A 26,278-nucleotide genomic window follows, 5' to 3' on the forward strand; every position below is an offset into this window, starting at 1 on the left:
ATCAAACGTAAATAGTAGAATACCAAAATAGACGAATGAATAAGAAGATTGTTATTTATCATGTGTTCACTAGACTTTTTGGAAATACCAATACCAACAATAAACCTTGGGGTACTATTGAAGAAAACGGGGTTGGTAAATTTTCCGATTTCACTAAAAAGGCATTAGATGAAATTAAAGATTTAGGAATAACGCATATTTGGTATACTGGTATTCCGCATCATGCAGTTATAAATGATTATACGCAATATGGTATTTCTAATGACGATCCAAACGTGGTAAAAGGCCGGGCTGGGTCACCATACGCTGTTAAAGACTATTACAATGTTAACCCAGATTTAGCAAATGACCCATCCAAAAGATTAAAAGAGTTCAAATCTTTACTTGATCGCACTCATAAGGCGGGCATGAAAGTCATTATAGATATTGTGCCTAATCATGTTGCAAGACGATATGAAGGTAAGACCAACCCAAAAGGGGTGTCTGATTTTGGTTTTGGTGATGATACTTCGGTAGAGTACCAAAAGGATAACAACTACTATTATATACCAGGTGCGGAATTTCAAACTCCTGAATGGAGAGATGGCTATAAGCCTTTAGGTGGTGAGACTATAAATCTGCCAGATTCCAAGTTGATTGAAGTGCCAGCAAAATGGACTGGTAATGGTTCAAGAAGTCCACAACCCGATATTAACGACTGGTATGAGACAGTTCGTATCAATTATGGAGTAAGACCAGATGGGGTTTTAGATTTTGACATGCTGCCCAATGATTATGGTGAGCTGGATTATAAAGAGCATTACAATTATTGGAAGAATAAAATAGTGCCAAGTTCATGGAGAAAATTCAGGGATGTGGCCTTGTATTGGCTGAAGATGGGAGTTGATGGGTTCAGGTACGATATGGCCGAAATGGTTCCTGTAGAATTTTGGAGCTTTATGAATTCATCCATAAAAATGGAAAATCCCGATGCCTTTATTATGGCCGAGGTTTACAATCCAGATTTATATAGAGCCTACATTCGTAAAGGTAAAATGGACTATTTATATGATAAGGTTGATTTTTATGATGGGTTAAAGCATATTATGAAAGGCTATGGTTGGACAGACCATTTACCAGTGGTGCAAAATGGATTAAAAGATATTGAGCATAACATGTTGCATTTTCTAGAGAACCATGATGAACAGCGAATAGCCAGTCCTGAATTCGTTGGCAACCCAGAAATAGGAAAACCCGCAATGGTAGTTTCAGCTACGATTAGTACTTCGCCAACTATGATCTATTTTGGGCAAGAAGTAGGTGAGCCAGCGGCAGAGAATGCAGGTTTCGGTAGTGCTTCACGAACTTCTATATTTGACTATGTAGGCGTTCCTAATCATCAGCGTTGGGTAAATGACAAGAAGTTTGATGGTGGGCAATTAAAGCCACAAGAAGTTGCATTACGTGATTTTTATAAAAGACTATTGAATTTCACGATTAACAGTGAAGCGTTAATGGGAGCCTATAGAGAAATACATTTTTACAATAAAGAAATTACAGAGAATTATAATCATAGAGTGCTATCTTACGTACGTTGGTCTGAGAATCAAAAGTTAATTATCATCTCTAATTTTGATGCAAATGTGCATTGCTCTTTTGACTTGAAAATACCTGTAGATATTATTAATAAATGGCAATTGAACCAAGGTGCTTATGAGCTGAATGATGTTCTTTATGGTCAAACAAATTCATTAAGAATTGAGAATGGTGAAGGTCATATATCAATCGTTCTAAATCCATTGGAATCCTTTATTTTTGAATTAAAATTATAAAACACATGTTTAGTAGAATTACATTATTATTTATTTGTTTCTCTTTATTGTCCTGCGATATGAAAAAAACTTTGGTTATTGGTCATAGGGGTGCCATGGGGCATGAAACTGAGAATACCTTGCCATCAATTCAAAAAGCGATGGATTTAGGTGTTGACATGATTGAAATAGATGTTTTTAAGATCAAAAGTGGAGAGATTGTAGTTTTTCATGATAATACCGTCGATAGACTTACCAACGGTCCAGGAAGTATTGAAGGGTATAATATTATTGAATTGAGAAAACTGATTGTAGATGGTGGACATCAAATTCCCATGTTGCAGGATGTGTTAAGGCTAATCGATAATAAGGTAGCTTTAAATATAGAATTGAAAGGTGCCGGTACTGCAGATAAGGTCAATTATATTATGAATTATTATATAAATAAAAAAAATTGGTCGCCAGAGAATTTTATTATTTCCAGTTTTAATTGGGATGAGTTAAAGGAAATGAGAAGATTAAATCCAGATGTGGCAATTGCAGTTCTAACAGAAGAAAATCCTATAGATGCTATCCCTACGGCGAAGGAACTGAAAGCAGTTGCAATTAATCCATATTTCAAAAAATTAGATTTAGAAGTAGCCGATCAGATACATGATGCCGGTTTTAAAATATATACTTGGACGGTCAATGAACTTGAAGATATCGATGCTATGAAGAAAATAGCAGTTGATGGTATCATTACTAATTTCCCTGAACGTATAAATTAATGTATGATGTTCTAGTAATTGGTGGTGGTGCTGCAGGTTTTTATGCTGCAATTCATATTGCAGAGGCTAGGACGAACACTAAAATTGCAATTCTAGAACGAGGTAAGGAAGTACTTACCAAAGTAAAAATATCTGGGGGTGGGCGTTGTAATGTAACCCACGCAGAATTCGACCCTAAAGAGTTGAACAAGAATTACCCAAGAGGTGAAAAAGAGCTGTTAGGTCCATTTCATACCTATGCTAGTGGCGATACTGTTGGGTTTTTTGAGGAACGAGGCGTTTCTTTAAAAATTGAAGAAGACGGCAGAATGTTTCCGGTAAGTAATTCTTCACAAACTATTATCGATTGTTTTATATCTGAAACAGAACGGTTAGGAATAGAGGTTAAAACACTTTGTCCTGTAAGTGGAATGGAACAAATTCAACAAAAGGACGATACCTTATGGAGAGTTAAAATCGCAGAAAATTTTCTATTGGCAAAAAACTTAATTCTAGCCACGGGCAGCAATCCAAAAATCTGGAAGCAAATGGAAGAATTAGGCCATACCATTGTTCCACCGGTACCTTCACTTTTCACTTTTAATATTAAAGATGACCGTATTTCGGGTATCCCAGGTTTGGCAACGCATGCCGAGGTTACTGTTATGCCTAAAAAAAAGCATGGTGTAAGTTCTAAAAAGTCAAAATTAGAAACTGCTAGTCTAATTTCAGAAGGGCCTCTTTTAATTACACATTGGGGCGTCAGTGGTCCGGCTATTTTAAAACTATCAGCATGGGGAGCAAGAGTTTTAGAACAATACAATTATCAATTCAAGATTCAAGTAAATTGGGTGCCAGAATATCATAAGGATGGTCTTTTAGAGCTGTTTCTAAAAGTTAAACAAGATGAGAAAAAGACGGTTCTTAGAACTAAGGTATTAGATATTCCCAAGCGATTGTGGGCAAATTTGATTAAAGCTTCAAATATTCAAGATAGTACAACTTGGCCTGAGGTTTCTAAGCAACAACTATTGGCGTTGGCAGAACAATTAACAGCAAGTGTTTTTCAAGTAAATGGGAAAAGTACTTTTAAGGAAGAATTTGTGACTGCAGGTGGTATAGATTTGAAAGAAATTAATTTTAAGACCTATCAAAGTAAAGTTTTATCAAACTTATATTTCGCAGGTGAAATTATAAATATTGATGCTATTACGGGAGGCTTCAATTTTCAAAATGCATGGACAGGTGGTTTTATAGCTGCTAAAGGTGTAGTCGAAGAATTAAATAAAGATCTATAATGGAACTAATAACTTATGTTACCTTTTTACGTGGTATAAATGTTGGTGGAAAAAGAAAAGTTCCCATGGAAGAACTTAGGGCTATTTGTGAAAGATTGAATTTACAAGATGTTAAAACCTATATTCAAAGTGGAAATATTATTTTTAAAAGTTCGATAGCTAAAACAGATCATTTAGCGAATATATTACATGATGAAATTCAAAAATACTTTGATTTTGATGTTCCGATAATTGTAAAAACTATTGATGGCTTGAGTCGAATTATTGAGAAAAATCCGTTTGTTTCTCAGGATGATATAACGGCAAATAGAATATATTTTGTGCTACTAAATAGCTTTCCTGCGATTGAATTACTTGAAAATTTAAGCCAAGAAACATTTGAGAACGAACAATACGCAGTAGTTGATAATTGTTTATATTTAAAGTGTGCTTTAGGTTATGGTAAGGCAAAATTGAATAATAATTTAATTGAGCGTAAGTTGAAAGTTTTAGCAACAACCAGAAATTATAGGACTTTGAATAAATTGCAAGAATTATGTAATTAGTAATTGTAGAAGAAGATTTTTTTTTAATTCAACTCCCATATTTTATAGTTTAATACTGTAGCGAAACATACCCAAAGTAAATAGGGTATCAATAAAATGGCTGCTACTTTGCTCACCACCTTAAACCATTTTATAGTTAATATTAGAATCACTAATAAGGTTAAAATTACCAAAAGGCCCAAGAAGGGTTGTTGTAATCCAAAGAATACGATACTCCATAAACCATTTAATAATAATTGGAAACCAAAATGGTACAGTCCGGTTTTCACCCATTTATGATGAAATCCTTTTGACCAGACTAAGCCAAAAGAAATACCCATTAAAATGTAAAGGACGGTCCATACAGGAGCGAATATCCAATTTGGTGGATTAAAACTCGGTTTATTCAGAGCCATATACCAACCATTCACTGAACTTTGAGTAACAACGCTACTAAGAAATCCTATGATAGAACATAAGGCAATTCCGATAATAATATAGGTTAGTTTTCTTTTCAATCAGTTGGTGTTTAGCTCTAAAATAAGGATTAATTTTAATTGATAGCCCTAAAAACTATCTTTGCACAAATTAAAATTTCAATGACAGAAAAAGATTTCACTTCAGTTTCCTATACAACATTGAAAGAAGAAGGGGTAGTGACTTATTCTTCACCTAGTAATATTGCTTTAGTGAAGTATTGGGGTAAAAGAGAAAATCAAATTCCGGCGAATCCGTCTATCAGTTTTACATTGGCCGCTTGTGCGACAAAAACTAAAGTTCACTTTAAAAAAAGAGAGGGTAGCAATGGTGAGTTTTCTTTTGATTTTTTATTTGAAGGGCAAGAGAAGGAAGAGTTTAAGCCAAAAATCAATACTTTTTTAAAGAGAATAGAAGTGTATTTACCTTTTTTGAAAGATTATCATTTTGTCATAAATACATCAAATACTTTTCCACATAGCAGCGGAATTGCATCGTCTGCTAGTGGTATGTCTGCATTAGCACTTTGTTTTATGGAAATGGAAAGGTCATTTGTTAAAAATATGACCGTGGAGTATTTTAATAGAAAAGTCTCATTTTTATCTCGATTAGGTTCTGGTAGTGCATGTCGTAGTATCGAAGGGCCTTTGGTGCAATGGGGAGAAAGCAAAGTAATAAAAGGTAGTTCAAATTTTTATGGAATTAAGTATCCTTATGATGTTCATCCAATATTTAAGAATTATCACGACACCATTTTATTAGTTGACAAAGGTGAAAAACAAGTGAGTAGTACTGTTGGGCATGAATTAATGCATGGTCACCCTTATGCTGTAAACAGATTTGCTCAAGCGGATACTAATTTAGGTAAATTAAAGGCTGTTTTTTCAAATGGCAATTTAGTTGATTTTATAAGCATTGTTGAAAGTGAAGCACTTACGTTACACGCTATGATGATGACCAGTAATCCATATTTTATTCTTATGAAGCCGAATACGCTATCTATAATAAATAGTATTTGGAAATTTAGAGAGCAATCTAAAACCCATGTTTGTTTTACGCTAGATGCAGGTGCAAATGTGCATGTGTTGTATCCTGAGGGTGAAAAAAATATTGTTTTTCCATTTATAAAAGAAAAGTTGGTTCCATTTTGTCAAAATGGGCAGTATATTTGTGACCGAATAGGTCTGGGTGCTAAGAAGTTGTAAGTTGTTTATGTACGATAGCGTTCAAATTTTCGTTAGTAAAAGAGCGATTCAATTATTTTGTTCAACAAAAAAAGAGGAAACGTTCAACTTTGCGTATATTTATAAGTAACATTTGATAATTGCCCAGTTTTTAAAATGAAAGGACCACTGTTTTATTCCAAAATTCTTCTCTTCGGGGAGTACGGTATCATAAAAGATTCAAAAGGATTATCTATACCTTATAATTTTTATAAAGGAGCGCTAAAATCAAATGCAAAAGCTTCAAAAGAAGCAATGAAGTCTAACGAAAGTTTAGAAGCTTTTGCTGTCTATCTTAAAAAGCTAACTAAAAAAGAACCTAGTTTGGTTTCTTTTGATTTAGATCTGCTGAAAGCTGATGTAGCGGACGGTATGTATTTTGATAGCTCAATACCGCAGGGTTATGGTGTGGGTAGTAGTGGTGCGCTAGTAGCAGCGATCTATGATAAATATGCATATGATAAAATAACGGTCTTAGAAAATTTGACTAGGGAAAAATTATTGAAATTGAAGGCTATTTTCGGTAAAATGGAATCTTTTTTTCATGGTAAATCTTCTGGTCTTGACCCTTTAAACAGTTATTTAAGTTTGCCTATACTTATTAATTCTAAAGATAATATTGAATCTACGAGTATACCTTCACAAAACTCGGAAGGAAAAGGAGCTGTATTTTTATTGGATAGTGGCATAGTTGGCGAAACTGCACCGATGGTTCAGATTTTTATGGAGCAGATGAAGAACGATGGTTTTCGAAAGATGTTAAAGAATCAGTTCATAAAACATACCGATGCTTGTGTTGAAGATTTTGTCAATGGCAATTTTCAGTCTTTATTTGGGAATTTAAAACAACTATCTCATGTTGTTTTAGATAACTTTAAACCAATGATACCAGCTAAATTTCACGAGTTATGGAAAAATGGCATCGATACCAATGATTATTACCTGAAGCTTTGTGGCTCTGGTGGTGGTGGGTATATTCTTGGTTTTACAGAAGATTTTGAAAAGGCGAAAACTGCACTTAAAGACTACAAACTTGAAGTAGTTTATAATTTCTAGGAAATTTCTAAAATGTTTAATAGGAAAAACAAACTCTTACTTTTAAAGGTATTGAGTCTTTTTTCGGTGGTTAGAGGATATAATATTCTTGTTATCGCCTTGGCTCAATACTTGGCATCCATTTATATTTTATCGCCAAAACTACCATTACGACAAGTTGTTTTTGATGTTAATTTATTCGCCATCGTTATTTCTTCAGCAATGGTAATCGCTGGTGGCTACATTATTAATAATTTCTATGATGCGGAAAAGGATTTAATTAATAAGCCTAGAAAGAGTATGCTTGATCGTTTGGTTAGCCAGCGGTTTAAATTAACGACCTATTTTGTGTTAAACTTTCTGGCTGTAATTGTAGCTAGTTATGTTTCGTTTAGGGCGGTATTCTTTTTCTCTTCCTATATTTTTGGTATCTGGCTCTATTCCCATAAATTGAAAAGAATTCCTTTATTGGGGAATTTCATATCGGCAACTTTAGCAATTACTCCCTTTTTTGTTGTATTTGTATACTATCGAAATTTTGAAGCGGTAATATTTGTTCATGCCATCTTTCTATTTCTTTTGATTTTAGCACGTGAAATGATAAAAGATTTAGAGAATCTTTCAGGAGATATTGCGCAAAATTATAGAACTATCCCTATTATTTACGGGGCAAAAACTTCTAAAATTAGTATAACTCTTTTAGTGTTGTTAACTCTACTACCGTCACTTCTTCTTATTTTTAAGTTCGATGTAGGTTATATGAATTTTTATTTCTCTATATGTGTATTATTATTGGTACTATTTATTTTTCTACTTTCGAGGGCAGAAACTAAAAAAGATTATGTTTGGTTGCATAATATTTTAAAACTGATAATTGTGGTGGGAGTTTTCAGTATTTTATTGATTGACGTAAACCTAGTATTAAATAGAATACTATAGTTCTTGTGAATATGTTCAATATAACTATTTGAACGGCAATGCAATTTCCTACCTTTGTGCAAAATAGGTACAATTATGAATAGGGATGATTCTAGTAGAGAGAAAAAATCTTCGGGTAGACAAGGGGGTAATTTCAAAAAGAAGAGCTATGCACGTGGCAATGCTCCTATCAAGAAAAATGTAACTCCAAGCAAACCGTCAGACCCAAATTCTATTCGACTTAATAAATATGTAGCTAACTCTGGTGTTTGTTCGCGTAGAGATGCTGATATCTATATTGCCGCAGGTAATGTGACTGTTAATGGTAAGCCAATCATTGAGATGGGTTATAAAGTAAAGTTGACAGATGAGGTGAAGTTCGACGGACAATTATTGAACCCTGTTAAGAAAGAATATGTACTACTAAATAAGCCAAAAGATTTTGTAACTACTATACGTGACGAAAAAGGTAGAAGGCATGTATCTGGGTTAATATCAAGTGCATCTAAGTCAAAATTACTACCAGTTGATAAGTTAGAAAAAGAACATACTGGTTTACTTTTGTTTACGAATGATGGTAGTATGACCAAGACCTTGAAAAGTCCAATAAATGGTATGCGTAAGATATATCATTTAGTATTGGATTTAGAATTACGTAGTGCCGATTTGAAGAAAATTCAAGAGGGAGTAATTGTAGATGAAAAGGTAGTTCGTGTTCAAGATATAAGTTTTATCGCCGATGCTCCTAAACGAGAAGTAGGTATTGAAATTTTTAGTTCTAGGAGTAAAATTGTAGAACGTTTATTTGAAACTTTAGGTTACAAAGTTCAAAAATCTGATAGAGTTGTTTATGGTGGTCTAACTAAAAAAGATTTGCCAAGAGGGCATTGGCGATATTTGACCGCCCAAGAGGTGATAAACCTTAAAATGATTAAATAATATATTGTCCTTGTCTAATGAAGGGCAAAAGGCAATATGAAACTATTTCAATGCAGTAACTGTAAGGATACGGTTGTTTTCGAAAATCATACGTGTGTAAATTGCAGCTATTTTTTAGGTTACCCCTCTTATTTCAATGCGATTGTTTCATTAGATACAAATGTATCTCAATGGCAATTACCTAGTCTTGAGAATAAAACATATGTTTATTGCGAAAACCATAAACACGATGTGTGCAATTGGTTGGTTGAAACTGGTCAAAAAGCAGAGATTTGACTAGCTTGTTCGTTAAACAGGACAATCCCTCAATTATTAGATGATGAAAATTCAGAAAAATGGAAGTATATTGAACTTGCCTAACATAGGTTAGTATATCAATTATTGCAATTCAGGCTACCGGTCATTAGTAAAATGAACGATGAACAAAACGGTTTGTGTTTTGATTTTTTATCTAAAGATGACCTTGTAAAAGCATCAAAAGATATTAAGAAAGGGTATGCCAATGGTGTCATAACTCTTCTGATTTCAGAAGCTGATCCAGTAGTGCGCGAGAAAGTTAAAAAACAGATGGCTGAACGCTATAGAACCTTATTGGGTCATTTTAGGCATGAGGTTGGTCATTATTATTGGGATTAATTAATTCGTGATAATGAGCAGGTTTTAAAGAATTTTAGAGGTGTTTTTTGGTGATGAATCGGAATCATATGCTGACGCATTACAAAGACATTACGAAAACGGACCCAAATCTAATTGGCAACAAAGTTTTATAAGCAAATATGCAACTTCCCACCCTTGGGAAGATTGGGCAGAAACATGGTCTCATTATCTTCATTTAATCGATGTTTTAGAGACGGCCTATAATTTTGGAATGCAAACCGATCCCAAGATTTCATCGCCAGAAAGTTTAAAAATGAACGCTAGTTTTAACCCTTATAAGGAAACTAGTTTTAATAAAATAATGGATACTGGTATACCGCTTTTATATGCCTTAAATGGCATGAATAGGTCAATGGGAGAAAATGACCTTTATCCATTTATTATTACAGAACCTGTAAAGAAAAAAATAGGGTTTATTCATAACCTGTTAAAGGACATCTAAATTTTTAAAATAGAGTTCTTTTGTTTTGGAAAAGCCGTGATTTATGCTCTACCTAAAATACTTTAGGTAACATTATTTTAGTGCTCGTAAAGGTTTCCTATTTTAAAATTAATAGTCACATTTATAGCGAAATTCACTGAGATTTATGTGAACCTATTTTAATATCTGGACTAAATATTTTTCATTTTATCATTAATTTCCTTCAGGCATAAATTCCCTAAACTGCCTTCATGTGTATGGTGAATATCTCTTTTAGGGGTAAATGTACCTTCATTAATTTCTTGCCCCATTTTCTTGTAGGCATCCCTAAAAGGCATTCCATTTTGCACAAGCTCATTTAGCGTATCTACGCTAAATAAAAAATCATACTTCGGGTCGTCTAAAATATTTTCATTTACTTTAATTTCTTTTAAGCTAAAGGTTAAAATTTCTAAACACGCTTTCATGTCCTGTATCGCCGGAACGATTATTTCCTTTACCAATTGTAAATCTCTATGATACCCACTCGGTAGATTATTGATGATTAATGTCAATTGATTTGGTATAGACTGTAACTTATTACACTTGCCACGTACCAATTCAAATACATCAGGATTTTTCTTATGTGGCATAATACTCGAACCTGTTGTCAACTCATCTGGAAAAGAGATAAAGTTGAAATTTTGGCTCATGTATAAGCAAATATCCATGGCCATTTTAGATAGGGTAGCAGCGATATTTGCAATACCGAAAGCAGTCGCTTTTTCTGCTTTCCCTCTGCTCATTTGAGCAGCGACTACATTAAATTTTAAAGTGCTAAAGCCCATTTCTTTTGTAGTAAATCTGCGATCAATAGCAAAAGAACTGCCGTATCCGGCAGCACTACCTAAGGGGTTTTGGTCTACAACTTTATAAGCGGCCTCAATAAAATAAAGATCATCTATTAAACTTTCTGCATAGGCAGAAAACCATAGTCCAAAAGAAGAAGGCATGGCAATTTGTAAATGGGTGTACCCAGGCAACATCACATCTTTATGTTCTTGAGCCTTTACTAACAAAAGGTTAAAAAGTGATTTAGTCATCGATTTAATTTCTTCTAACTCATCTTTTAAATAAAGATGCATAGCCACTAAAACCTGATCGTTTCTTGAACGTGCCGTGTGAATTTTTTTACCTGTATCTCCTAAACTAAGGGTGAGCATGTATTCAATTTTAGAATGCATGTCCTCAAAAGATTTTTCTATAGAGAAAGTGCCCTTTTCTATTCGTGCAGCAATATTGTTCAGCTCATTAACAAGTTCTTTGGTTTCTTTGGGAGTTATCAAACCAATTTCACCTAGCATTTTAGCATGGGCTTTGGATGCGATTACATCGTACTTGGCTAAAACCAAATCCAATTCCCTATCATTGCCAACGGTGAAATGGTCAATCTTTTTATCAGTGCTAAATCCTTTGTCCCAGAGTTTCATTTTATGTCAGTTTACAATTTTCAATGAACAAATATAAATTGCTCATTGTTAAATGATTATTGTTTATTGCAAGAAGCCTTTTAATATTTTAATATATAAATCTATTCCCTCTCCAATTTCCTGAACATAAATAAATTCATTGGCGGAATGAGAACGTGTACTGTCTCCCGGTCCTAATTTTAATGATTGACAACTTAATGCTGCTTGATCCGAAAGGGTAGGTGATCCGTAGGTTGTTCTACCTAACGCGATACCTGACTTTACTAACGGATGGTTTTTATCTATTTTCGATGAATTGAGGCGTAAAGATCGCTCCTTTAATTCGCATGGGGCATCCTTCTTTAGTAAATCTGCAATTTCTTTATTACTGTAGGCATCATTTACACGAACATCAACCACCATATCTACTTGTGCTGGCACTACATTATGTTGCGTACCAGCATTAATTTGGGTAACCGTCATTTTTACATCGCCCAACGCTTCAGAAGTTTTTCCGAATGTGTAATTCTTGAACCATTCCAGCACTTTTATGGAGTTGTAAATGGAGTTATCATTATTAGGATGGGCAGCATGCGAAGGGGTGCCTTTCACTACAGCATCAAAAACGACGAGTCCTTTTTCGGCTATGGCGAGTTGCATCAACGTTGGTTCACCAACAATAGCAACATCTATATTTGGAAGTTTTGGTAACAACCCACGTAGGCTATTTTCTCCTGCATTCTCTTCCTCTGCAGATGCTACCATTAAAATATTATGGTTGAGGTCTTCTGCATTATAATAGTATACAAATGTTGCTAATAGCGATACTAATGGTCCACCTGCATCATTACTTCCCAATCCGAATAATTTACCATCCTCAATATGAGGATGAAAAGGGTCTTTTGTATATGCCGTATTTGGTTTTACGGTGTCATGATGCGAATTTAAAAGAAGGGTTGGCTTATTGTCATCCCAAAATTTGTTTTTCGCGATTATATTGTTAAGGTCACGTTCGGTAGGTATGTTATATTGAGCCAACCAGGCCTGTATGGCATCTGCAGTTTTATCCTCTTCCTTAGAAAAAGATTCTATTGAAATCAACTCTTTCAATAATTCTAATGCACTTTCTGTAAGTTCTGTTTGGTTCATCTTATAATTTTAAAGTAGTGAACAGTTCGGCATTTTCATTTAGCATACTAACATCTCCTAAACATACTTTTTCAACATTATTTTGTAACGCATAAAAACAATTATGCAGTTTCGGTATCATGCCGTCAGCAATTATTCCGTCAGCTAAAAGTTCATTGTATTTAGGGGTGTTTATGTGTTTCACTACGCTGTCGTCATCGGTAATATCCAATAAAACACCTTTCTTTTCAAAACAATAATATAGTGTGGTTTCATAAATAGAAGCCATACCAATTGCAATTTCCGCAGCTATGGTATCGGCATTGGTATTCAATAATTGACCATTGCCATCATGCGAAATAGCGCAAAAAATAGGAGTGAGGTTTATAGATAAAAGGTTCGTCAGTAAATCAGAATCAATACTTTCAATGTCACCTACAAATCCGTAATCAATATCCTTTACAGGTCGTTTATGTGCATGTATGCTATTGCCATCAGCACCGCTTAAACCTATAGCATTAATATTTTTTGACTGAAGTTGGGCGACAATCTTCTTGTTGGCCAAGCCACCATAAACCATAGTTATGATGTCAACGGTATCTTTATCAGTTATGCGTCTGCCATCTATCAATTTAGATTCAATACCTAGCTTTGTTGCTAATTGAGTTGCTAATTTTCCGCCCCCATGTACCAAAATTTTCAGTCCTTCTAATTTAGAAAATGTTGTTAAGAATACATCTAGTGCCTTCTCATCTTCTATAACGTTTCCACCAATTTTTACTACCGATAATTTGTCTCTCATTCTATGCATTTAAGATTCCGCCATCAATCGTCATCGCCGAACCTGTTATCCATGAAGCATCATTGGAGACTAGGAATAAAGCAAGATTTGCGATGTCTTTTGGTTGACCTAATCGTTTTAACAAGGTTTTGTTCACTGCATTTTCAACTGCCTTTTTTGGATGTTCAAATGCCTTGGCAGAATCCCAAAGAAGGGGTGTGTCAACAGGACCGGGACACATAGCATTCACCCTAATTTCAGGAGCGTATTCAACCGCCATTTGCCGCATTAATGCAAGTGATCCTGCCTTTGAGGCACAATATGCCGGATGATTTGGAAAACTTTTATAAGCTGCGATTGATGCGTTAATTAGTATTGAAGCACCTTCGTTTTTTTTCAATTCTGGGATGCTATATTTTGAAAGGTAGAAAATGGAAGATAGATTGGTATCTATTGTATTTTTCCACAATTCATCTTGTAGTTCGGTTACGCTTCCTAAACCTAAAATACCGGCGTTCAGCGAAAGAATATCGAGCTTATGAAAATGTTCAATTGCAGTTGAAACTAGTATATTGTTGTATGATGCTTTTGTAATGTCACCAGCAACGAAAACAGCATTATCGCCCAGTTCATTTGATAATTTATTTCCTCTGATTTCATCTCTACCCGATAAAATTACCTTAGCACCATTGGCTACAAAGGTGATGGCAATCGCCTTACCCATACCACTAGTTGCCCCTGTAATTATTGCTACTTTATTTTCGAGTTTCTTCACTGCCTGTTTATTTTTGGTTTTCAAGAATTTTTTTCAATACCAATTGTGCGGCGTAGGTTCTATTATTTGCTTGCTCAATGACCAAAGACTGTTTACTATCTAATACTTCATCAGCTACGACCACATTTCTACGAACGGGAAGGCAGTGCATGAATTTAGCTTTACCTAATTTTTTTAGGGTCATTTGCCAGTTTTTGTCTTGTAATTTTACCTGGCCATAATCGGTATAGCTACTCCAATTTTTAACGTATACAAAATCTGCGTTTTCCAAAGCTTTTTCTTGGTCATGCTCAATTTTAGAATCTTTGGTGATATTTGGGTCCAACTCATATCCTTTCGGATGGGTAATTACGAATTCTGCATTTTGCTTTTGCATCATTTGTATAAATGAATTTGCAACGGCATGTGGTAGGGCCTTTGGATGTGGTGCCCACGACAATACCACTTTCGGATTGTCTTTGAATTTGTGCTCCTCTAGGGTTATGGCATCGGTAAGTGCCTGTAATGGATGCCCAACTGAACTTTCCATGTTTACTATAGGCACACTGGCGTATTTTTTAAATCCGTTCAATACTTCCTCTGTTTCATCCTTTTCTTTGTCGACTAAACCTGCAAAGGCACGTATGGCGATAATATCGCAATATTGAGAAATTACTTGTGCAGCTTCTTTTATATGCTCAGAAGTGCCTTGGTCCATAACCGAACCATCAGCATATTCTAAGGCCCAACCTTCACTGCCAAAGTTCATGACAATTACATCCATACCTAAATTCATTGCTGCTTTTTGAGTACTTAATCGCGTACGGAGGGAGTTATTAAAAAATAGAAGTCCTATAGTTTTGTCACTACCTAGTACTTTATCTTTTTTAGGCTGCTTTTTAAGGGAAATAGCTTCTTTTACCCAAGTGGATAAAGAATCTATGTCATTTATAGAGAGGTAATTCATGTTGCTTTAATTTTTGTAAATGTGCTTTTGTTTTCAATGGCGTCGGTAATGAAATTATCATTTAAACCATTGGTAATCCAAGTTTCAATACCTGCATTTTGGGCAATAGTTGCAGCATCGATTTTAGACTGCATTCCACCAGTGCCGTGGGTTGATTTCGATTCGCCAATTTCATCCAATAAATCACTTAAATCTGTAACTTCTTCTATGGTTTTTGGTGATGTAGATAATAAAGACGCCTTCGTGTAAATACCATCTGTATTCGTTGCAATAATTAAAATATCTGCGGATAAAAGAGCAGCCGTTAAGCCTGCCAATTTATCGTTGTCACCAAATTTTATTTCATCGGTAGCAACTGTATCGTTTTCATTTATTATTGGAATGAAATTATTGGCTACCAAAACATTTATCGTGTTCTTGATATTTACTTTTGATTGTTCCTTTTCAAAGTCGGAATAAGATAAAAGACATTGTGAGGTAAATAAGCCTAACTCACGAAAATTTTCTTGAAAAATACGCATTAGATGTGGCTGACCAATAGAGGCGAGAGCCTGTTTTACGTTAATTTCCTCACCATTATGCTCTAGTTTTACAAATTGCCGAGCGGCTGCAATTGCTCCAGAACTAACAATGATAAATTCGTATTCTTCTTTTAAGGCTGCTATTTGTCTACCAATATCTTCAATTTTACCTCGAGAGATATGGTCGGTATCTTTAGTTAAGGTATTAGAACCTATTTTTAATAATATTCTCTTTTTTAACATTGCTGCCTATTTTCCATTTAGACTTAATCAACAGTTTTGTTGATTAAAGAAATTGTAATTCGCTTTTACCTTACCTGTCCATTTCCTTTTACAAACCACTTATTGGTTACCAAATGTTGAAGACCAATTGGGCCACGTTGGTGTAGCTTGTCAGTGCTTATTGCTAATTCTCCACCAAGACCAAACTGTCCGCCATCTGTAAAACGAGTAGATGCGTTATGGTATACGGCTGCAGTATCTACAGATTGCATAAATGTATCTGCTTCTTCTTCGTTTTTAGTAATGATTGCTGCAGAATGACCACCACCATAAGTATTGATGTGTTGAATAGCCTCTTCAATATCAGGTACTTGACCAATGACGATTTTATAATCTAAAAACTCTTCGTACCAAACTGATTTATCGGCCATTTGTGAAGTGCCTTCTAATCCTGCTAATTTGGCATCGGTTAAAATTTCAACATTATGCTTTTTTAAAGACTGTATCAAAAGACTTAAAAATTCCATTTTACGTGGTAAATCTCTGGAAATAATAACCTTGTCAACAGCATTGCAAGCCGAAATTTTGGTGGTTTTTGCATTTATAATAATGTCTAAGGCCATTTGCAAATCGGCTTCTTGTGAAACATACACAAAATTGTTTCCTCTACCGCTAACGATTACGGGGCATTTTGCATGTTGTTTTACAAATGCAATTAATCGCTCACCACCTCTAGGTACAATTAGGTCCAATTTTTCAGTCGGATTTTCTAAGAATTTCTGAGTCTCTTCTCTTGAATAATTGAGATAGGTTATCCAGTCTTTAGAACAATCACAAGCTTCTAATGCTTTATGCCATAGATTAACTAGCACTAAATTTGAATTCAACGATTCTTTTCCACCTTTCAATAAAATTTTATTTCCAGATTTAAAAGCAATGCCTGCTGCTTCAATAGTAACATCAGGCCTAGATTCATAAATAATCATTATTGTGCCAAATGGGGCGGTTTTATTACTTATTTCAAGTCCGTTATCATGTGTAAATTGAAAGCGTTCTACATGTAAAGGGTCATTAAGAGCGGCCAATTGTTTTAAGGAATAGATCATTTCGCCTACCTTTTTTTTATTCACCTTTAATCGGTCGACCATGGCTATGTCATCAGACTCAAATGAACTTAAATCTTTATCATTGGCAGATAGTAATATCGATTCTTCTTGTCTTATAAGGTCGGCCATGCATAATAGTACGGCATTTCTTTTTTTTAAAGTGAGTGTTTTTTTCATGCTAAAGCGGTCTTAAGAGCTTTAAAGAAAATATCTAAATCTTGTTTTGTAATATTCAAAGCAGGTAAAATTCGTAGTACGGTTTTGTCTTTAGCACCGCCTGTAAATAAGTGATGTTCGTATATCAATTTTTTGCGAAGATCGGCTACCTGAAAATCAAACTCAAGTCCAAGCATTAATCCGCGACCTTTTACACGTTTTACTTGCGGAATTTCCTTTGCCTTTTCATTAAAGTAAAGGCCTAATTCTTCGGCATTCTGTATAAGGTTTTCTTTTTCTAACACTTCAAGAACCGCTAAAGTAGCTACACAGGCCAAATGATTACCACCAAATGTGGTGCCTAGCATCCCGAATTTAGCACTAATACTTTTATGAATTAAGACTCCACCTACAGGAAATCCATTTCCCATGCCTTTGGCTATACTTATGATGTCCGGTTGTATGTTGTGATGCTGAAACCCGAAGAATTTACCACTTCTACCAAATCCGCATTGTACTTCATCGGCAATTAAAAAAACTCCATTCTCTTTACAGAGTGATGCCACTTTTTGAAAAAATTCTGTGGTCGGTTCATCCAAACCTCCAACACCTTGTATCGATTCTATAATTACAGCACAAACATTTTTTTTAACGATCTCATTTTTAAAACCTTTAATATCGTTAAGTTCCAAAAAGTTTACTTTTTGTTGTTGGTTGATAGGTGCATTAATAGAAATATTATCGGTTGCAGCAACTGCGGCAGAAGTTCGCCCATGAAATCCGTTATTAAAGGCAATTACTTTAGATTTTCCGGTCACGAAAGATGCCATTTTTAAGGCATTTTCATTTGCCTCGGCACCCGAATTGCACATAAAAAGATTGTAATCTTCGCATTTGGATAGTACACCAAGTTTTTCAGCAAGTTCTTCTTGTAAAGGATTTTGAACGGCATTGCTATAAAACCCGATTTTGTCTAATTGGTCTTTTAAACGCTGCACATAATGTGGGTGTGTATGACCAATGGAAATTACGGCATGACCACCGTAAAAATCTAAATAATCTTGACCTTTATCGTCGGTTACAACTATTCCTTTCGCGGAAACCGGAGTAACATTATATAATGGGTAAACGTCGAATAATTTCATAGTTCAAAAAATTCTAGTTCCAAAAAGAACTGGTGTGGTAGCTTATTTTACTTGGTTTTAAATTCGGTAATCTTATCATAAGAGGCAATAATACCTTGTATTAATGATGAGCTTAAACCTTGGTGTTCCATTTCGTTTAATCCAGTAATTGTACAGCCCATTGGTGTGGTTACCCTGTCTATTTCTTCTTCAGGATGATTGCCCGATTCTATAAGTAAACTTGCAGCACCATTACATGTGTGCATGGCCAGTTCTTGGGCCTCTTGGGCATCAAAACCTAACTGTATGGCACCTTGGGTTGTAGCGCGTATTAATCGCATCCAAAAGGCAACACCGCTTGCGCAAATAACCGTAGCAGCCTGCATTTGGTTTTCAGGAATTTCCATAGAATGTCCCATCCTGTTAAAAATAGCTTTCGCTAAGTCAATTCGTTTTTTACCTTTCTCGTTGCTACAGATACAAGTCATTGACTTACCTACCGAAATAGCTGTATTGGGCATACTTCTTATAATATAGTTGTCCTTACCAATAACCGCTTCTATTTTGTCGATACCAAAACCGGTTATGGTAGAAATAATTACATGGTTTTCGTTCAATAAATCTTTTATATTTTCTAAGATTTCTGCAAAATGAACAGGTTGAACGGCAAATATTAAAATATCTGAATTCTGAATAGCCAATCGGTTATCAGTCGTTACAGTTACCTTGTTGTGTTTTTCAAAATCGAGAATAGATTTTGTGTCTCTTTTGGTAAGGTACATAGTAGTAGCACCATTACTGTTTAGAATTCCGTTTGCAATCGAAAGTCCTAAGTTGCCTGCACCTATAATGGCTATTTTCATAATTTTAATTGTGTTTGGTAATGAGCTAAGCGTTATAAGTAAGTTTTAACAACAACTTTGAATTCATCACTTATAATGTTTTGCTAATATTCAATTTCTAAATCCCATTCTTGGAATAATATTTAAAATACCCCTGCTTTCAAATTAAGGCCTAAATCTTCTTCCAATCCGAATATTAAATTCATATTCTGCACCGCTTGTCCCGATGCACCTTTTAATAAATTGTCAATAGCTGATGTGATCAATAGAATATCATCGTGTTTGTGTAAATGCACATGACACTGATTCGTATTCACTACTTGCTTTAAGTTAATTGGTTCCTCAGAAATTTGCGTAAAGACAGCATTCTTATAGAAATCTTGATAGATTTTTTCTGCATCAGCTAAACTGCCAGCAAATTTGGTATATGATGTAGCTAAAATTCCACGAGTGAAATTTCCTCTATTTGGCATGAAAAATAAATTCCCGGTATTGGTTTGAAGCGAATGTAAACTCTCGTTGATTTCACCCAAATGTTGATGGGTAAAAGGTTTGTACCAACTTACATTATTGTTTCGCCATGAAAAATGAGAGGTAGCAGACGGACTAACACCAGCACCTGTACTGCCTGTAACAGCATTAATATGTACTTCGTTTTCCAATAGATTTGCCTTAGCTAAGGGTAGTAATGATAACTGAATAGCCGTTGCAAAACAACCTGGATTGGCAATATATTGGGCGTTTTCAATCTCTTTTTTGAAAAGTTCTGGTAAACCATATACGAATTGCTTACCATTAATTTTAGCATCTGCGTGAAGTCTGAAATCGTTGCTTAAATCGATTATTTTAGTATCAGCAGAAAAAGAATGTTCCTTTATAAAAGCAGTAGAATTACCATGTCCTAGACATAGAAAAACAACATCTACATTCAGGTTTACATTTCCAGTAAACTCTAAATCTGTAACTCCCAATAAATCGGGGTGTGCTGTGGTTACTCTTTTGCCAGCTCTTGTAGTGCTGTATACAAAATCGATTTCCGTAGCAGGATGGTTTAAAAGAATACGAATAAGTTCGCCCCCCGTATAACCTGATCCGCCTATTATACCCGCTTTAATCATTTTTTATGCTTTATAGGTCTCGTCTACGCTCGACCAGTCAGAATAATTTGTTTTCTAATTACTCACCATTAACATGGTTGTAGATTTTACCGGCATTCGATTGAATTTTGATAAATCCTTTTGCTTCCTCTGCAGTCCATCCTTTATTCATTTCACCATAACTACCGAAAGAAGCATTCATTAAATCATGTTTAGATGAAATACCGTTCAATCTAAATTGGAAAGGGTACAGACTAACAAAAACATCTCCCGAAACTGTTTTTTGTGTATCGGTTAAAAAGGCTTCTATGTTTCGCATTACCGCATCTAAATAATTACCTTCATGTAATAACATTCCATAGAAATTACCTTGCTGTTCTTTTTGATATTGTTGCCATTTGGTAAGTGTATGCTTCTCTAATAAGTGATGTGCTTTTATAATTAGTAATGCGGCAGAGGCTTCGAAGCCAACTCTACCTTTAATACCAATAATAGTATCACCAACATGAATATCTCTACCAATCGCATATTTAGAAGCAATGGCTTCTACTTTTTCAATATTAGTAACCGGTAAACCTTTTTCACCATTTACAGCTACCAATTCTCCTTTTTCAAAAGTTAAAGTGATATCTGTTGGATTTTTTTCTTGCAATTGGCTAGGGTAGGCACTATCGGGTAAAGCCTTATCAGAAGTTAAAGTTTCCTCACCGCCAACTGAAGTTCCCCAAAGTCCTCTATTTATAGAATACTTTGCCTTTTCCCAAGGGTAATCAACTCCATTATCCTTTAAGTAAGCTATTTCAGCTTCTCTGGCCAATTTATTATCACGAATAGGGGTAATGATCTCAATCTCTGGAGCAATGATTTGAAAAATCATATCGAAACGTACTTGGTCGTTACCAGCACCTGTACTACCATGGGCAATATATTTAGCACCAACTTTTTTAGCGTAATTGACAATCTCTATGGCTTGTACTATTCGTTCGGCACTAACCGAAAGAGGGTAGGTGTTGTTTTTAAGGACATTACCGAAAATAAGATACTTCACTACTTTTTCATAGAATGTTTGCACAGCGTCAATAGAAGTATAGGATGTTGCTCCTAATTGCAGTGCTTTACGTTCTATTTCCTTTATTTCTTCAGATGAAAATCCGCCAGTGTTGACACTTACTGCGTGTACTTCAAATCCTTTGTCTTTTGATAAATATTTTGCGCAGTAAGATGTATCTAATCCACCACTATAAGCTAAAACTAATTTCATTGTAATGTTTTTTACTGTATTTGATTGTTAGGGAAGCTGAATGACTAATGCAATGAACCTTATAACAATTACTTACTTTTTTCTTCTTTTTTTCTAAGAAACAAACTTTCCTTGATACTTTTTAATCTTGTAAAGGCTTTACTGTTTACTTCTTTGACTTCTTCATTTTTTTTCTTGCTGTTAGCATCATAGAGCATACCTGTACATAAGCACATTTTTTGCTCTGTACGGGTAAGAATATCGAAATTTTTACACGTTTGACAGCCTTTCCAAAATTCTGGGTCATCTGTCAGTTCAGAGAAGGTTACAGGTTTATAACCCAATTCGTAATTGATTTTCATAACCGCTAAACCTGTGGTAATACCAAATATTTTAGCATCGGGAAATTTCTTCCTACTCAATTCAAAGATTTTGGATTTTATGCTTTTTGCAAGACCTTGACCTCTATAATCAGGATGTACTATGAGCCCTGAATTTGCTACAAATTTCTCATGCCCCCAGACTTCAATATAGCAGAAGCCTGCAAATTTATCTCCGTCCAAAGCCAGTATGGCATTGCCGTTAGATAATTTTCTCTGAATATATTCAGGTGTGCGTTTTGCAATACCTGTGCCACGAATTTTTGCCGATTCTGCAATCGTATCACAAATGTCTTGGGCGTATTTAAAATGTGATTCGTTAGCAACAATTAAGTTCATTGCCAAATAGATTTAAAAGTGTAAAAAATAATTTTGATTTTCTGTGCGGAAATGGACTCACCTAATTCCATAAATATATCTTACCCTTACGGGCGACGACGGCGAGATGTGAACGGACGCGCAAGAGCAACTGGGCTCACGGTACTATATAAAAAGTAGATTTCTTCGTTCATTACAGGGTAAATGTACAAATTAAATTTATTTGACAACACCCATGCGAAAATTTTTACAAAAACTTCACTTTTTGTTATTATGTACAACAATTTCATAAATTAAGAAGCTGTACACTGAAATATATTCAAGAGTGAGAAGCCAAAAGTTTTCCTTGAAATCGGCCTGTGAGTATGCGTAATAGCTAAGGATAATAGCCACAGACCAGATGATGGCATAACGGTATGTTGTAAAGATCGCGAGAAGCACTAAGAAAATACAATACCAAGGATGAAGGGTAGTCGACATAAAATAATAAATAGTCAAAACCCACATCATAGAAGCAAGAAGCTGGTTTAAATCTTTCCTTTTGGGAAGAATTGTAAATAAAAGTACCGCTAGTATGGTTGCTATAGGTGTAATTTTACCATAGACCTTTATAAATTCCCATGGTTTGGCATCAAATTGTATTGCAATTCGTTTTACGATATTATATATGCTGCCGTTGAACTCAAAATTAGAAAACCACAGGCTTAAAGTTTTTGTGTAATTACCAATGAATTCTGGTGTGTAAAAAGGTAGGAATAACAATAGAACTGTTACGCCAATTACACCATAGGATAGTAAACTTTTCTTCCATCCTAAATACCGAATGAAGAGCGGTAAAAATAGCAGCGGCACTAGTTTAATAGATATTGAACAGGCCATAATAGCAGCTGCCCATGTCCATTTGCTTATTGATAAAAGAAACAAGGAAAATATAAAGAAGAATAGCATTACACCTTCAAAATGAAGGTTGCCGGTAAGTTCAATAATTACTAAAGGATTTAAGAAGTACCAAAAAATTAGATGGGGCGATTTGTTGAGGTTTTTTAACAGTTTTCTTCCAAAATAGAAAATACCAAGATCGGCTAAAATTATGGTGATACGCATTACAACTAATGAACCGAAAATGCTTTTGCCTCCGATCAGAGCGGCTATTCCAAAAATTAATTGGTTCAATGGTGGGTAATTACTATAGTGTTTTGCACTTAAACTACCCATGCCCTCATATAGCTGATTAGCATTGGGGATTATATCTGCCATGTTTTTAATCAGCTCATTTGGGGTGTGTAAGTACGGGTTAATGGCATTGGCGATTAAGTGCCCATCCCATATAAATCGATAATAATCTTGAGATAGATTCGGCTCCGTACAAATAAAAACTAGTCTAAAAATGATGCCTGCTACCAATAGAAATTTAAGGTTCCATTTTTCGAACTGAATAAGTTTAAAGCAGAGGAAAAAAAGTGCAACAAAGAGTCCCAGTAGTTTTGGGAAATCGGTTCTATGCAAATGGTACGCAAATGTATAGTAGAAAATCAAGCTCAACACCGCCAATAACAATGAAACCTTATGTAGTTTCAAAAATGTTTTTAGGGTTTTGGACATTGATGGTTTGGTTTTGAGAAAGCTTAATATAAGGTTTTAACGTAATATATGTTTAACTCTCCATCATTATACCTAAAAGTTCTTTCATCATTTTCGCAGCTAAATAGGCGGTCATATCTTGAAAATCACGATCAGGATTGTATTCTACGATATCTGCCCCTACTACCTCTGTATCAATACTTTGAATTAAATTGATTACCTGACGTGAAGAAAGTCCTCCTGGTTCATGATGAGATACGCCAGGGGCAAAGGCAGGATCAAAACCATCCATATCTAAAGAAATATATAGTGGGTTTTCGAATTTAGGAATGTTGTCTAAATTTAAATTACGCATTTCATGTACCTCAACCTTGTATTTTTTTGCCTGTGCAGCTTGATGCGGATTTAACGTTCTGATACCAACTTGAACTAATTTCACAGCAAAACCATTTTCCATAATTCTTGCAAAAGGGCATGCGTGTGAATAGGGGTCGCCTTCATAATCATGATATAGGTCGGCATGCGCATCTATATGCAATATGTCTAGTTTAGGGTAATGGTCGTGATATGCTTTTATAATCGGAAAAGTTATGGAATGGTCACCACCTAGTGTAAGCACTTTTGATCCGGTTTTAAGATGCTTTTTAGTGGTTGAGGCAATGTCAAAATATTCATCGATTTTAAAATCACCTTTGTCTAAAATGATATTGTTTTCGATTGAAATACCAAATTCGGTACATAAGTTCATAGAATCGCTATAAAGTGCTTTTCTAATAAGGTCTGGCGCTTTTGACGGTCCTTTTTGAAAGGAAGATTTCGCGTCCCAATTTATACCTTGTATAATAATGTTTTTCATTTGAATGATTTGTTGGCTTTAGTCGGTTATATATTTTAAACCTAAACGCGGATTAATTTATCGTATTAGGATTCTCGGATTTTACAGGAATCTTCTAAATCGAATGCAATTGTTCTCAATTTTTTCCATCTATAACAAACCGAATAAAATTCATGGTAACTTCCTGGTCGTTGTCTGGTTAGGTTTGGTGAGTATGAAGTGCAACTAGATTTTCCTCTGCAATGCAACGAACAAATTCTATAGATTTGTATGGGTATTCTTCTTGCATTCGGTTAAAATAATCGATAAAGCCCAGTTTGCCGTTTGCTACCTCAGGGTTGTGTTGAATATATTCCTTGTCGACATATTTTTCAATAGCAAGTTCAGGTTGGACCAAGTATGAGGTTCTATAAAAAGCGATGGCGTGTTCCTTGTGTTTTTTTAGATTCATAATTATAAATATATCGATTTTCTGTACTTTACTCACTTTAAAATTATACAAATGATTAAACATACCGTAACGTTTAAACTAAAGTATGCAAAAGGATCTAAGGAAGAATCAGTTTTTATGAAAGCTGCTGGAGAACTTCGTTCAATACCCGGAGTTGAAAATTTTGAGTGCCTACGTCAAATTAGTACGAAGAGCCATTTTGAATATGCCCTTTCAATGGATTTTGATTCTATGCAAACATACAGCACCTATAGCGAGCATCCAGAACATACTACTTTCGTTAGTCAATACTGGGCAGCCTATGTAGAGGATTTTTTAGAATTGGATTTTGAAGTGATCTAGAAATTGGCTTTTATATTTAATTATGAGTCATTTGGCTGAAGCATTTTATAATAGCATATGTGTAAATGTAATTATAGATTTTTATCTAAATCACAAGGGGGTTAAATGCAAATGTCCTATTCTTAATTAAGTAACGATTTATATATTTAAGTCATTTAGTAAGTTATCAGTTTTTAAAGAGTAATGATTCTTACATAGGAAAGGCTAAAAATGAGACTTGTAATTCACCTAATTTTTTGTATCCCAAAACATTCATATGAATAGGGTCACGATAATATAAATCCTTATTATATATGTTGTAGCCGCCTAAAAGAAATTGGTCAAGAACGGGAATACCATGGAGGGCACAAATCATTTTTTGCATATTAACGTGCTGTGCCATTCCTTCCGAATAAAATGGGTCATAGGCACCTCTATCATTAAAAGCTTTACTTGATGTAAAGAAGTATATAGTTGCATTAGGGTTTATCTCATAAATCTTTTTTACACAATAATTAATGCCTCCTGCCTGCGTAGTTAGTTTTTCAGTATTATAATTGTCAAATTCTGTATAATCGGTATAGGATCCTACTTCTCTATTGTTCGTGTAATCGTTTGTTGAAGCCCAAAGAATATAAATATCAAATAAATCGGCTTCATCTACTTGTTGTTGCATAGATTTTCCTTGTAAAGAAGAAAAACCAGCACCTGGAACGCCAAAGTTTGTAATGGTCAAGCCTAAATGTTTCTCCCATAAAACTTTGGCGCTATTACTTTCTGGAATAACAGAAACAGAACCGCCAAATACCGCTACAGATTTCCCAAAATTATAAGAACCTTTTAGTGATAAGGAATCTAAGGTAGTTTGTGAAAAAATACTGCCAGATAATAAAAGAAATAGAAAGGTTAAATAATTGAAATATATTTTCATAGGAGTGTATATTTTAAATGTCAAAATCAAATTAACTGCCAGAA

General features: G+C 34.8%; 29 protein-coding genes. 12 read left to right on the forward strand and 17 right to left on the reverse strand.

The window, feature by feature from the left end; translation table 11 throughout:
• Nucleotides 1-35 precede the first annotated feature (35 nt).
• From AACZ49_RS01540 to AACZ49_RS01555, 4 genes are read left to right on the forward strand one after another with little or no spacing between them, the layout of a single operon-like run.
• Entirely contained in the window at nt 36-1,811 is a 1,776-nt protein-coding gene (locus tag AACZ49_RS01540; RefSeq protein ID WP_339650860.1) for an alpha-amylase family glycosyl hydrolase, read from the forward strand.
• Between the two features lie 59 nt (nt 1,812-1,870).
• Entirely contained in the window at nt 1,871-2,560 is a 690-nt protein-coding gene (locus AACZ49_RS01545) for a glycerophosphodiester phosphodiesterase family protein (RefSeq protein ID WP_339650863.1), read from the forward strand.
• The gene (locus tag AACZ49_RS01550; protein ID WP_339650866.1) at nt 2,560-3,837 is read left to right on the forward strand and encodes an NAD(P)/FAD-dependent oxidoreductase; all 1,278 of its coding nucleotides are present in this window, start codon (nt 2,560-2,562) and stop codon (nt 3,835-3,837) included. The genes AACZ49_RS01545 and AACZ49_RS01550 overlap by 1 nt, the downstream gene beginning before the upstream one ends.
• Nucleotides 3,837-4,382 carry a DUF1697 domain-containing protein gene (locus tag AACZ49_RS01555; RefSeq protein ID WP_339650869.1) on the forward strand — a complete coding sequence of 182 codons (546 nt, stop codon included), beginning with the start codon at nt 3,837-3,839 and terminating at the stop codon, nt 4,380-4,382. Before AACZ49_RS01550 ends, AACZ49_RS01555 begins: the two co-directional genes overlap by 1 nt.
• 23 nt (nt 4,383-4,405) lie before the next feature.
• On the opposite strand, the gene AACZ49_RS01560 is transcribed toward AACZ49_RS01555, so the two are convergent.
• The gene (locus AACZ49_RS01560; protein ID WP_339650872.1) at nt 4,406-4,879 is read right to left on the reverse strand and encodes a TspO/MBR family protein; all 474 of its coding nucleotides are present in this window, start codon (nt 4,877-4,879) and stop codon (nt 4,406-4,408) included.
• Between the two features lie 81 nt (nt 4,880-4,960).
• On the opposite strand from AACZ49_RS01560, the gene AACZ49_RS01565 reads away from it, so the two are divergent.
• From AACZ49_RS01565 to AACZ49_RS01595, 7 genes are all read left to right on the forward strand, one after another.
• Entirely contained in the window at nt 4,961-6,043 is a 1,083-nt protein-coding gene (locus AACZ49_RS01565; RefSeq protein ID WP_339650875.1) for a diphosphomevalonate decarboxylase, read from the forward strand.
• Between the two features lie 135 nt (nt 6,044-6,178).
• Nucleotides 6,179-7,117, forward strand: a complete 939-nt coding sequence (locus AACZ49_RS01570; protein ID WP_339650877.1) for a mevalonate kinase — start codon at nt 6,179-6,181, stop codon at nt 7,115-7,117.
• A gap of 12 nt (nt 7,118-7,129) precedes the next feature.
• Nucleotides 7,130-8,035: a geranylgeranylglycerol-phosphate geranylgeranyltransferase gene (locus AACZ49_RS01575; RefSeq protein ID WP_339650880.1), complete on the forward strand. Its 906-nt coding sequence runs from the start codon at nt 7,130-7,132 to the stop codon at nt 8,033-8,035.
• Between the two features lie 75 nt (nt 8,036-8,110).
• Nucleotides 8,111-8,953 (forward strand): pseudouridine synthase, encoded by an 843-nt coding sequence (locus tag AACZ49_RS01580; protein ID WP_339650883.1) that lies wholly within the window; start codon nt 8,111-8,113, stop codon nt 8,951-8,953.
• 36 nt (nt 8,954-8,989) lie between these two features.
• Complete coding sequence (locus AACZ49_RS01585; RefSeq protein WP_339650885.1) at nt 8,990-9,229, forward strand: zinc-ribbon domain-containing protein; 240 nt, start codon at nt 8,990-8,992, stop codon at nt 9,227-9,229.
• A 135-nt stretch (nt 9,230-9,364) separates the two neighbouring features.
• A complete protein-coding gene (locus AACZ49_RS01590; RefSeq protein WP_339650887.1) occupies nt 9,365-9,589 on the forward strand; it encodes a putative zinc-binding metallopeptidase in 225 nt (74 codons plus the stop codon).
• A gap of 40 nt (nt 9,590-9,629) precedes the next feature.
• A complete protein-coding gene (locus AACZ49_RS01595; RefSeq protein WP_339650890.1) occupies nt 9,630-10,052 on the forward strand; it encodes a putative zinc-binding metallopeptidase in 423 nt (140 codons plus the stop codon).
• A 170-nt stretch (nt 10,053-10,222) separates the two neighbouring features.
• On the opposite strand, the gene argH is transcribed toward AACZ49_RS01595, so the two are convergent.
• The 15 genes from argH to AACZ49_RS01670 form a co-directional block, all read right to left on the reverse strand.
• On the reverse strand, nt 10,223-11,500 hold the full coding sequence (gene argH / locus AACZ49_RS01600) for an argininosuccinate lyase (protein ID WP_339650893.1): 1,278 nt from the start codon (nt 11,498-11,500) through the stop codon (nt 10,223-10,225).
• A 63-nt stretch (nt 11,501-11,563) separates the two neighbouring features.
• On the reverse strand, nt 11,564-12,628 hold the full coding sequence (locus tag AACZ49_RS01605) for a M20 family metallo-hydrolase (protein ID WP_339650896.1): 1,065 nt from the start codon (nt 12,626-12,628) through the stop codon (nt 11,564-11,566).
• Between the two features lies 1 nt (nt 12,629).
• Nucleotides 12,630-13,409, reverse strand: a complete 780-nt coding sequence (argB, locus tag AACZ49_RS01610; protein ID WP_339650898.1) for an acetylglutamate kinase — start codon at nt 13,407-13,409, stop codon at nt 12,630-12,632.
• A gap of 1 nt (nt 13,410) precedes the next feature.
• The gene (locus AACZ49_RS01615; protein WP_339650901.1) at nt 13,411-14,163 is read right to left on the reverse strand and encodes an SDR family oxidoreductase; all 753 of its coding nucleotides are present in this window, start codon (nt 14,161-14,163) and stop codon (nt 13,411-13,413) included.
• Nucleotides 14,164-14,170: 7 nt separating this feature from the next.
• A complete protein-coding gene (locus tag AACZ49_RS01620; RefSeq protein ID WP_339650904.1) occupies nt 14,171-15,109 on the reverse strand; it encodes an acetylornithine carbamoyltransferase in 939 nt (312 codons plus the stop codon).
• On the reverse strand, nt 15,106-15,873 hold the full coding sequence (gene proB, locus AACZ49_RS01625) for a glutamate 5-kinase (RefSeq protein ID WP_339650906.1): 768 nt from the start codon (nt 15,871-15,873) through the stop codon (nt 15,106-15,108). The genes AACZ49_RS01620 and proB overlap by 4 nt, the downstream gene beginning before the upstream one ends.
• A 65-nt stretch (nt 15,874-15,938) precedes the next feature.
• Nucleotides 15,939-17,135, reverse strand: coding sequence for a glutamate-5-semialdehyde dehydrogenase (locus AACZ49_RS01630; protein ID WP_339650907.1), 1,197 nt, complete (start codon nt 17,133-17,135; stop codon nt 15,939-15,941).
• Entirely contained in the window at nt 17,132-18,259 is a 1,128-nt protein-coding gene (locus AACZ49_RS01635) for an aminotransferase class III-fold pyridoxal phosphate-dependent enzyme (RefSeq protein ID WP_339650908.1), read from the reverse strand. The genes AACZ49_RS01630 and AACZ49_RS01635 overlap by 4 nt, the downstream gene beginning before the upstream one ends.
• 47 nt (nt 18,260-18,306) lie before the next feature.
• A complete protein-coding gene (gene proC / locus AACZ49_RS01640; protein ID WP_339650910.1) occupies nt 18,307-19,101 on the reverse strand; it encodes a pyrroline-5-carboxylate reductase in 795 nt (264 codons plus the stop codon).
• A 122-nt stretch (nt 19,102-19,223) separates the two neighbouring features.
• Nucleotides 19,224-20,198, reverse strand: coding sequence for an N-acetyl-gamma-glutamyl-phosphate reductase (argC, locus tag AACZ49_RS01645; RefSeq protein ID WP_339650912.1), 975 nt, complete (start codon nt 20,196-20,198; stop codon nt 19,224-19,226).
• Nucleotides 20,199-20,256: 58 nt separating this feature from the next.
• Nucleotides 20,257-21,438: an argininosuccinate synthase gene (gene argG, locus AACZ49_RS01650; RefSeq protein WP_339650914.1), complete on the reverse strand. Its 1,182-nt coding sequence runs from the start codon at nt 21,436-21,438 to the stop codon at nt 20,257-20,259.
• Nucleotides 21,439-21,506: 68 nt separating this feature from the next.
• Nucleotides 21,507-22,136: a GNAT family N-acetyltransferase gene (locus AACZ49_RS01655; RefSeq protein WP_339650915.1), complete on the reverse strand. Its 630-nt coding sequence runs from the start codon at nt 22,134-22,136 to the stop codon at nt 21,507-21,509.
• 237 nt (nt 22,137-22,373) lie between these two features.
• Entirely contained in the window at nt 22,374-23,717 is a 1,344-nt protein-coding gene (locus AACZ49_RS01660) for a glycosyltransferase 87 family protein (RefSeq protein WP_339650917.1), read from the reverse strand.
• A gap of 52 nt (nt 23,718-23,769) precedes the next feature.
• Complete coding sequence (gene speB, locus AACZ49_RS01665) at nt 23,770-24,552, reverse strand: agmatinase (RefSeq protein ID WP_339650919.1); 783 nt, start codon at nt 24,550-24,552, stop codon at nt 23,770-23,772.
• Between the two features lie 178 nt (nt 24,553-24,730).
• Nucleotides 24,731-25,045, reverse strand: coding sequence for a hypothetical protein (locus AACZ49_RS01670; protein ID WP_339650922.1), 315 nt, complete (start codon nt 25,043-25,045; stop codon nt 24,731-24,733).
• Between AACZ49_RS01670 and AACZ49_RS01675 the strand changes: the two genes are divergently transcribed.
• Nucleotides 25,034-25,324, forward strand: coding sequence for a Dabb family protein (locus tag AACZ49_RS01675; protein WP_339650924.1), 291 nt, complete (start codon nt 25,034-25,036; stop codon nt 25,322-25,324). The two genes, AACZ49_RS01670 and AACZ49_RS01675, sit on opposite strands and share 12 nt — an antisense overlap.
• A 190-nt stretch (nt 25,325-25,514) precedes the next feature.
• Here AACZ49_RS01675 and AACZ49_RS01680 read toward each other — a convergent pair whose 3' ends face one another.
• Entirely contained in the window at nt 25,515-26,234 is a 720-nt protein-coding gene (locus AACZ49_RS01680; RefSeq protein ID WP_339650927.1) for an SGNH/GDSL hydrolase family protein, read from the reverse strand.
• Nucleotides 26,235-26,278 lie beyond the last annotated feature (44 nt).

The sequence above is a fragment of the uncultured Maribacter sp. genome (assembly GCF_963975365.1).
Lineage (GTDB): Bacteria > Bacteroidota > Bacteroidia > Flavobacteriales > Flavobacteriaceae > Maribacter.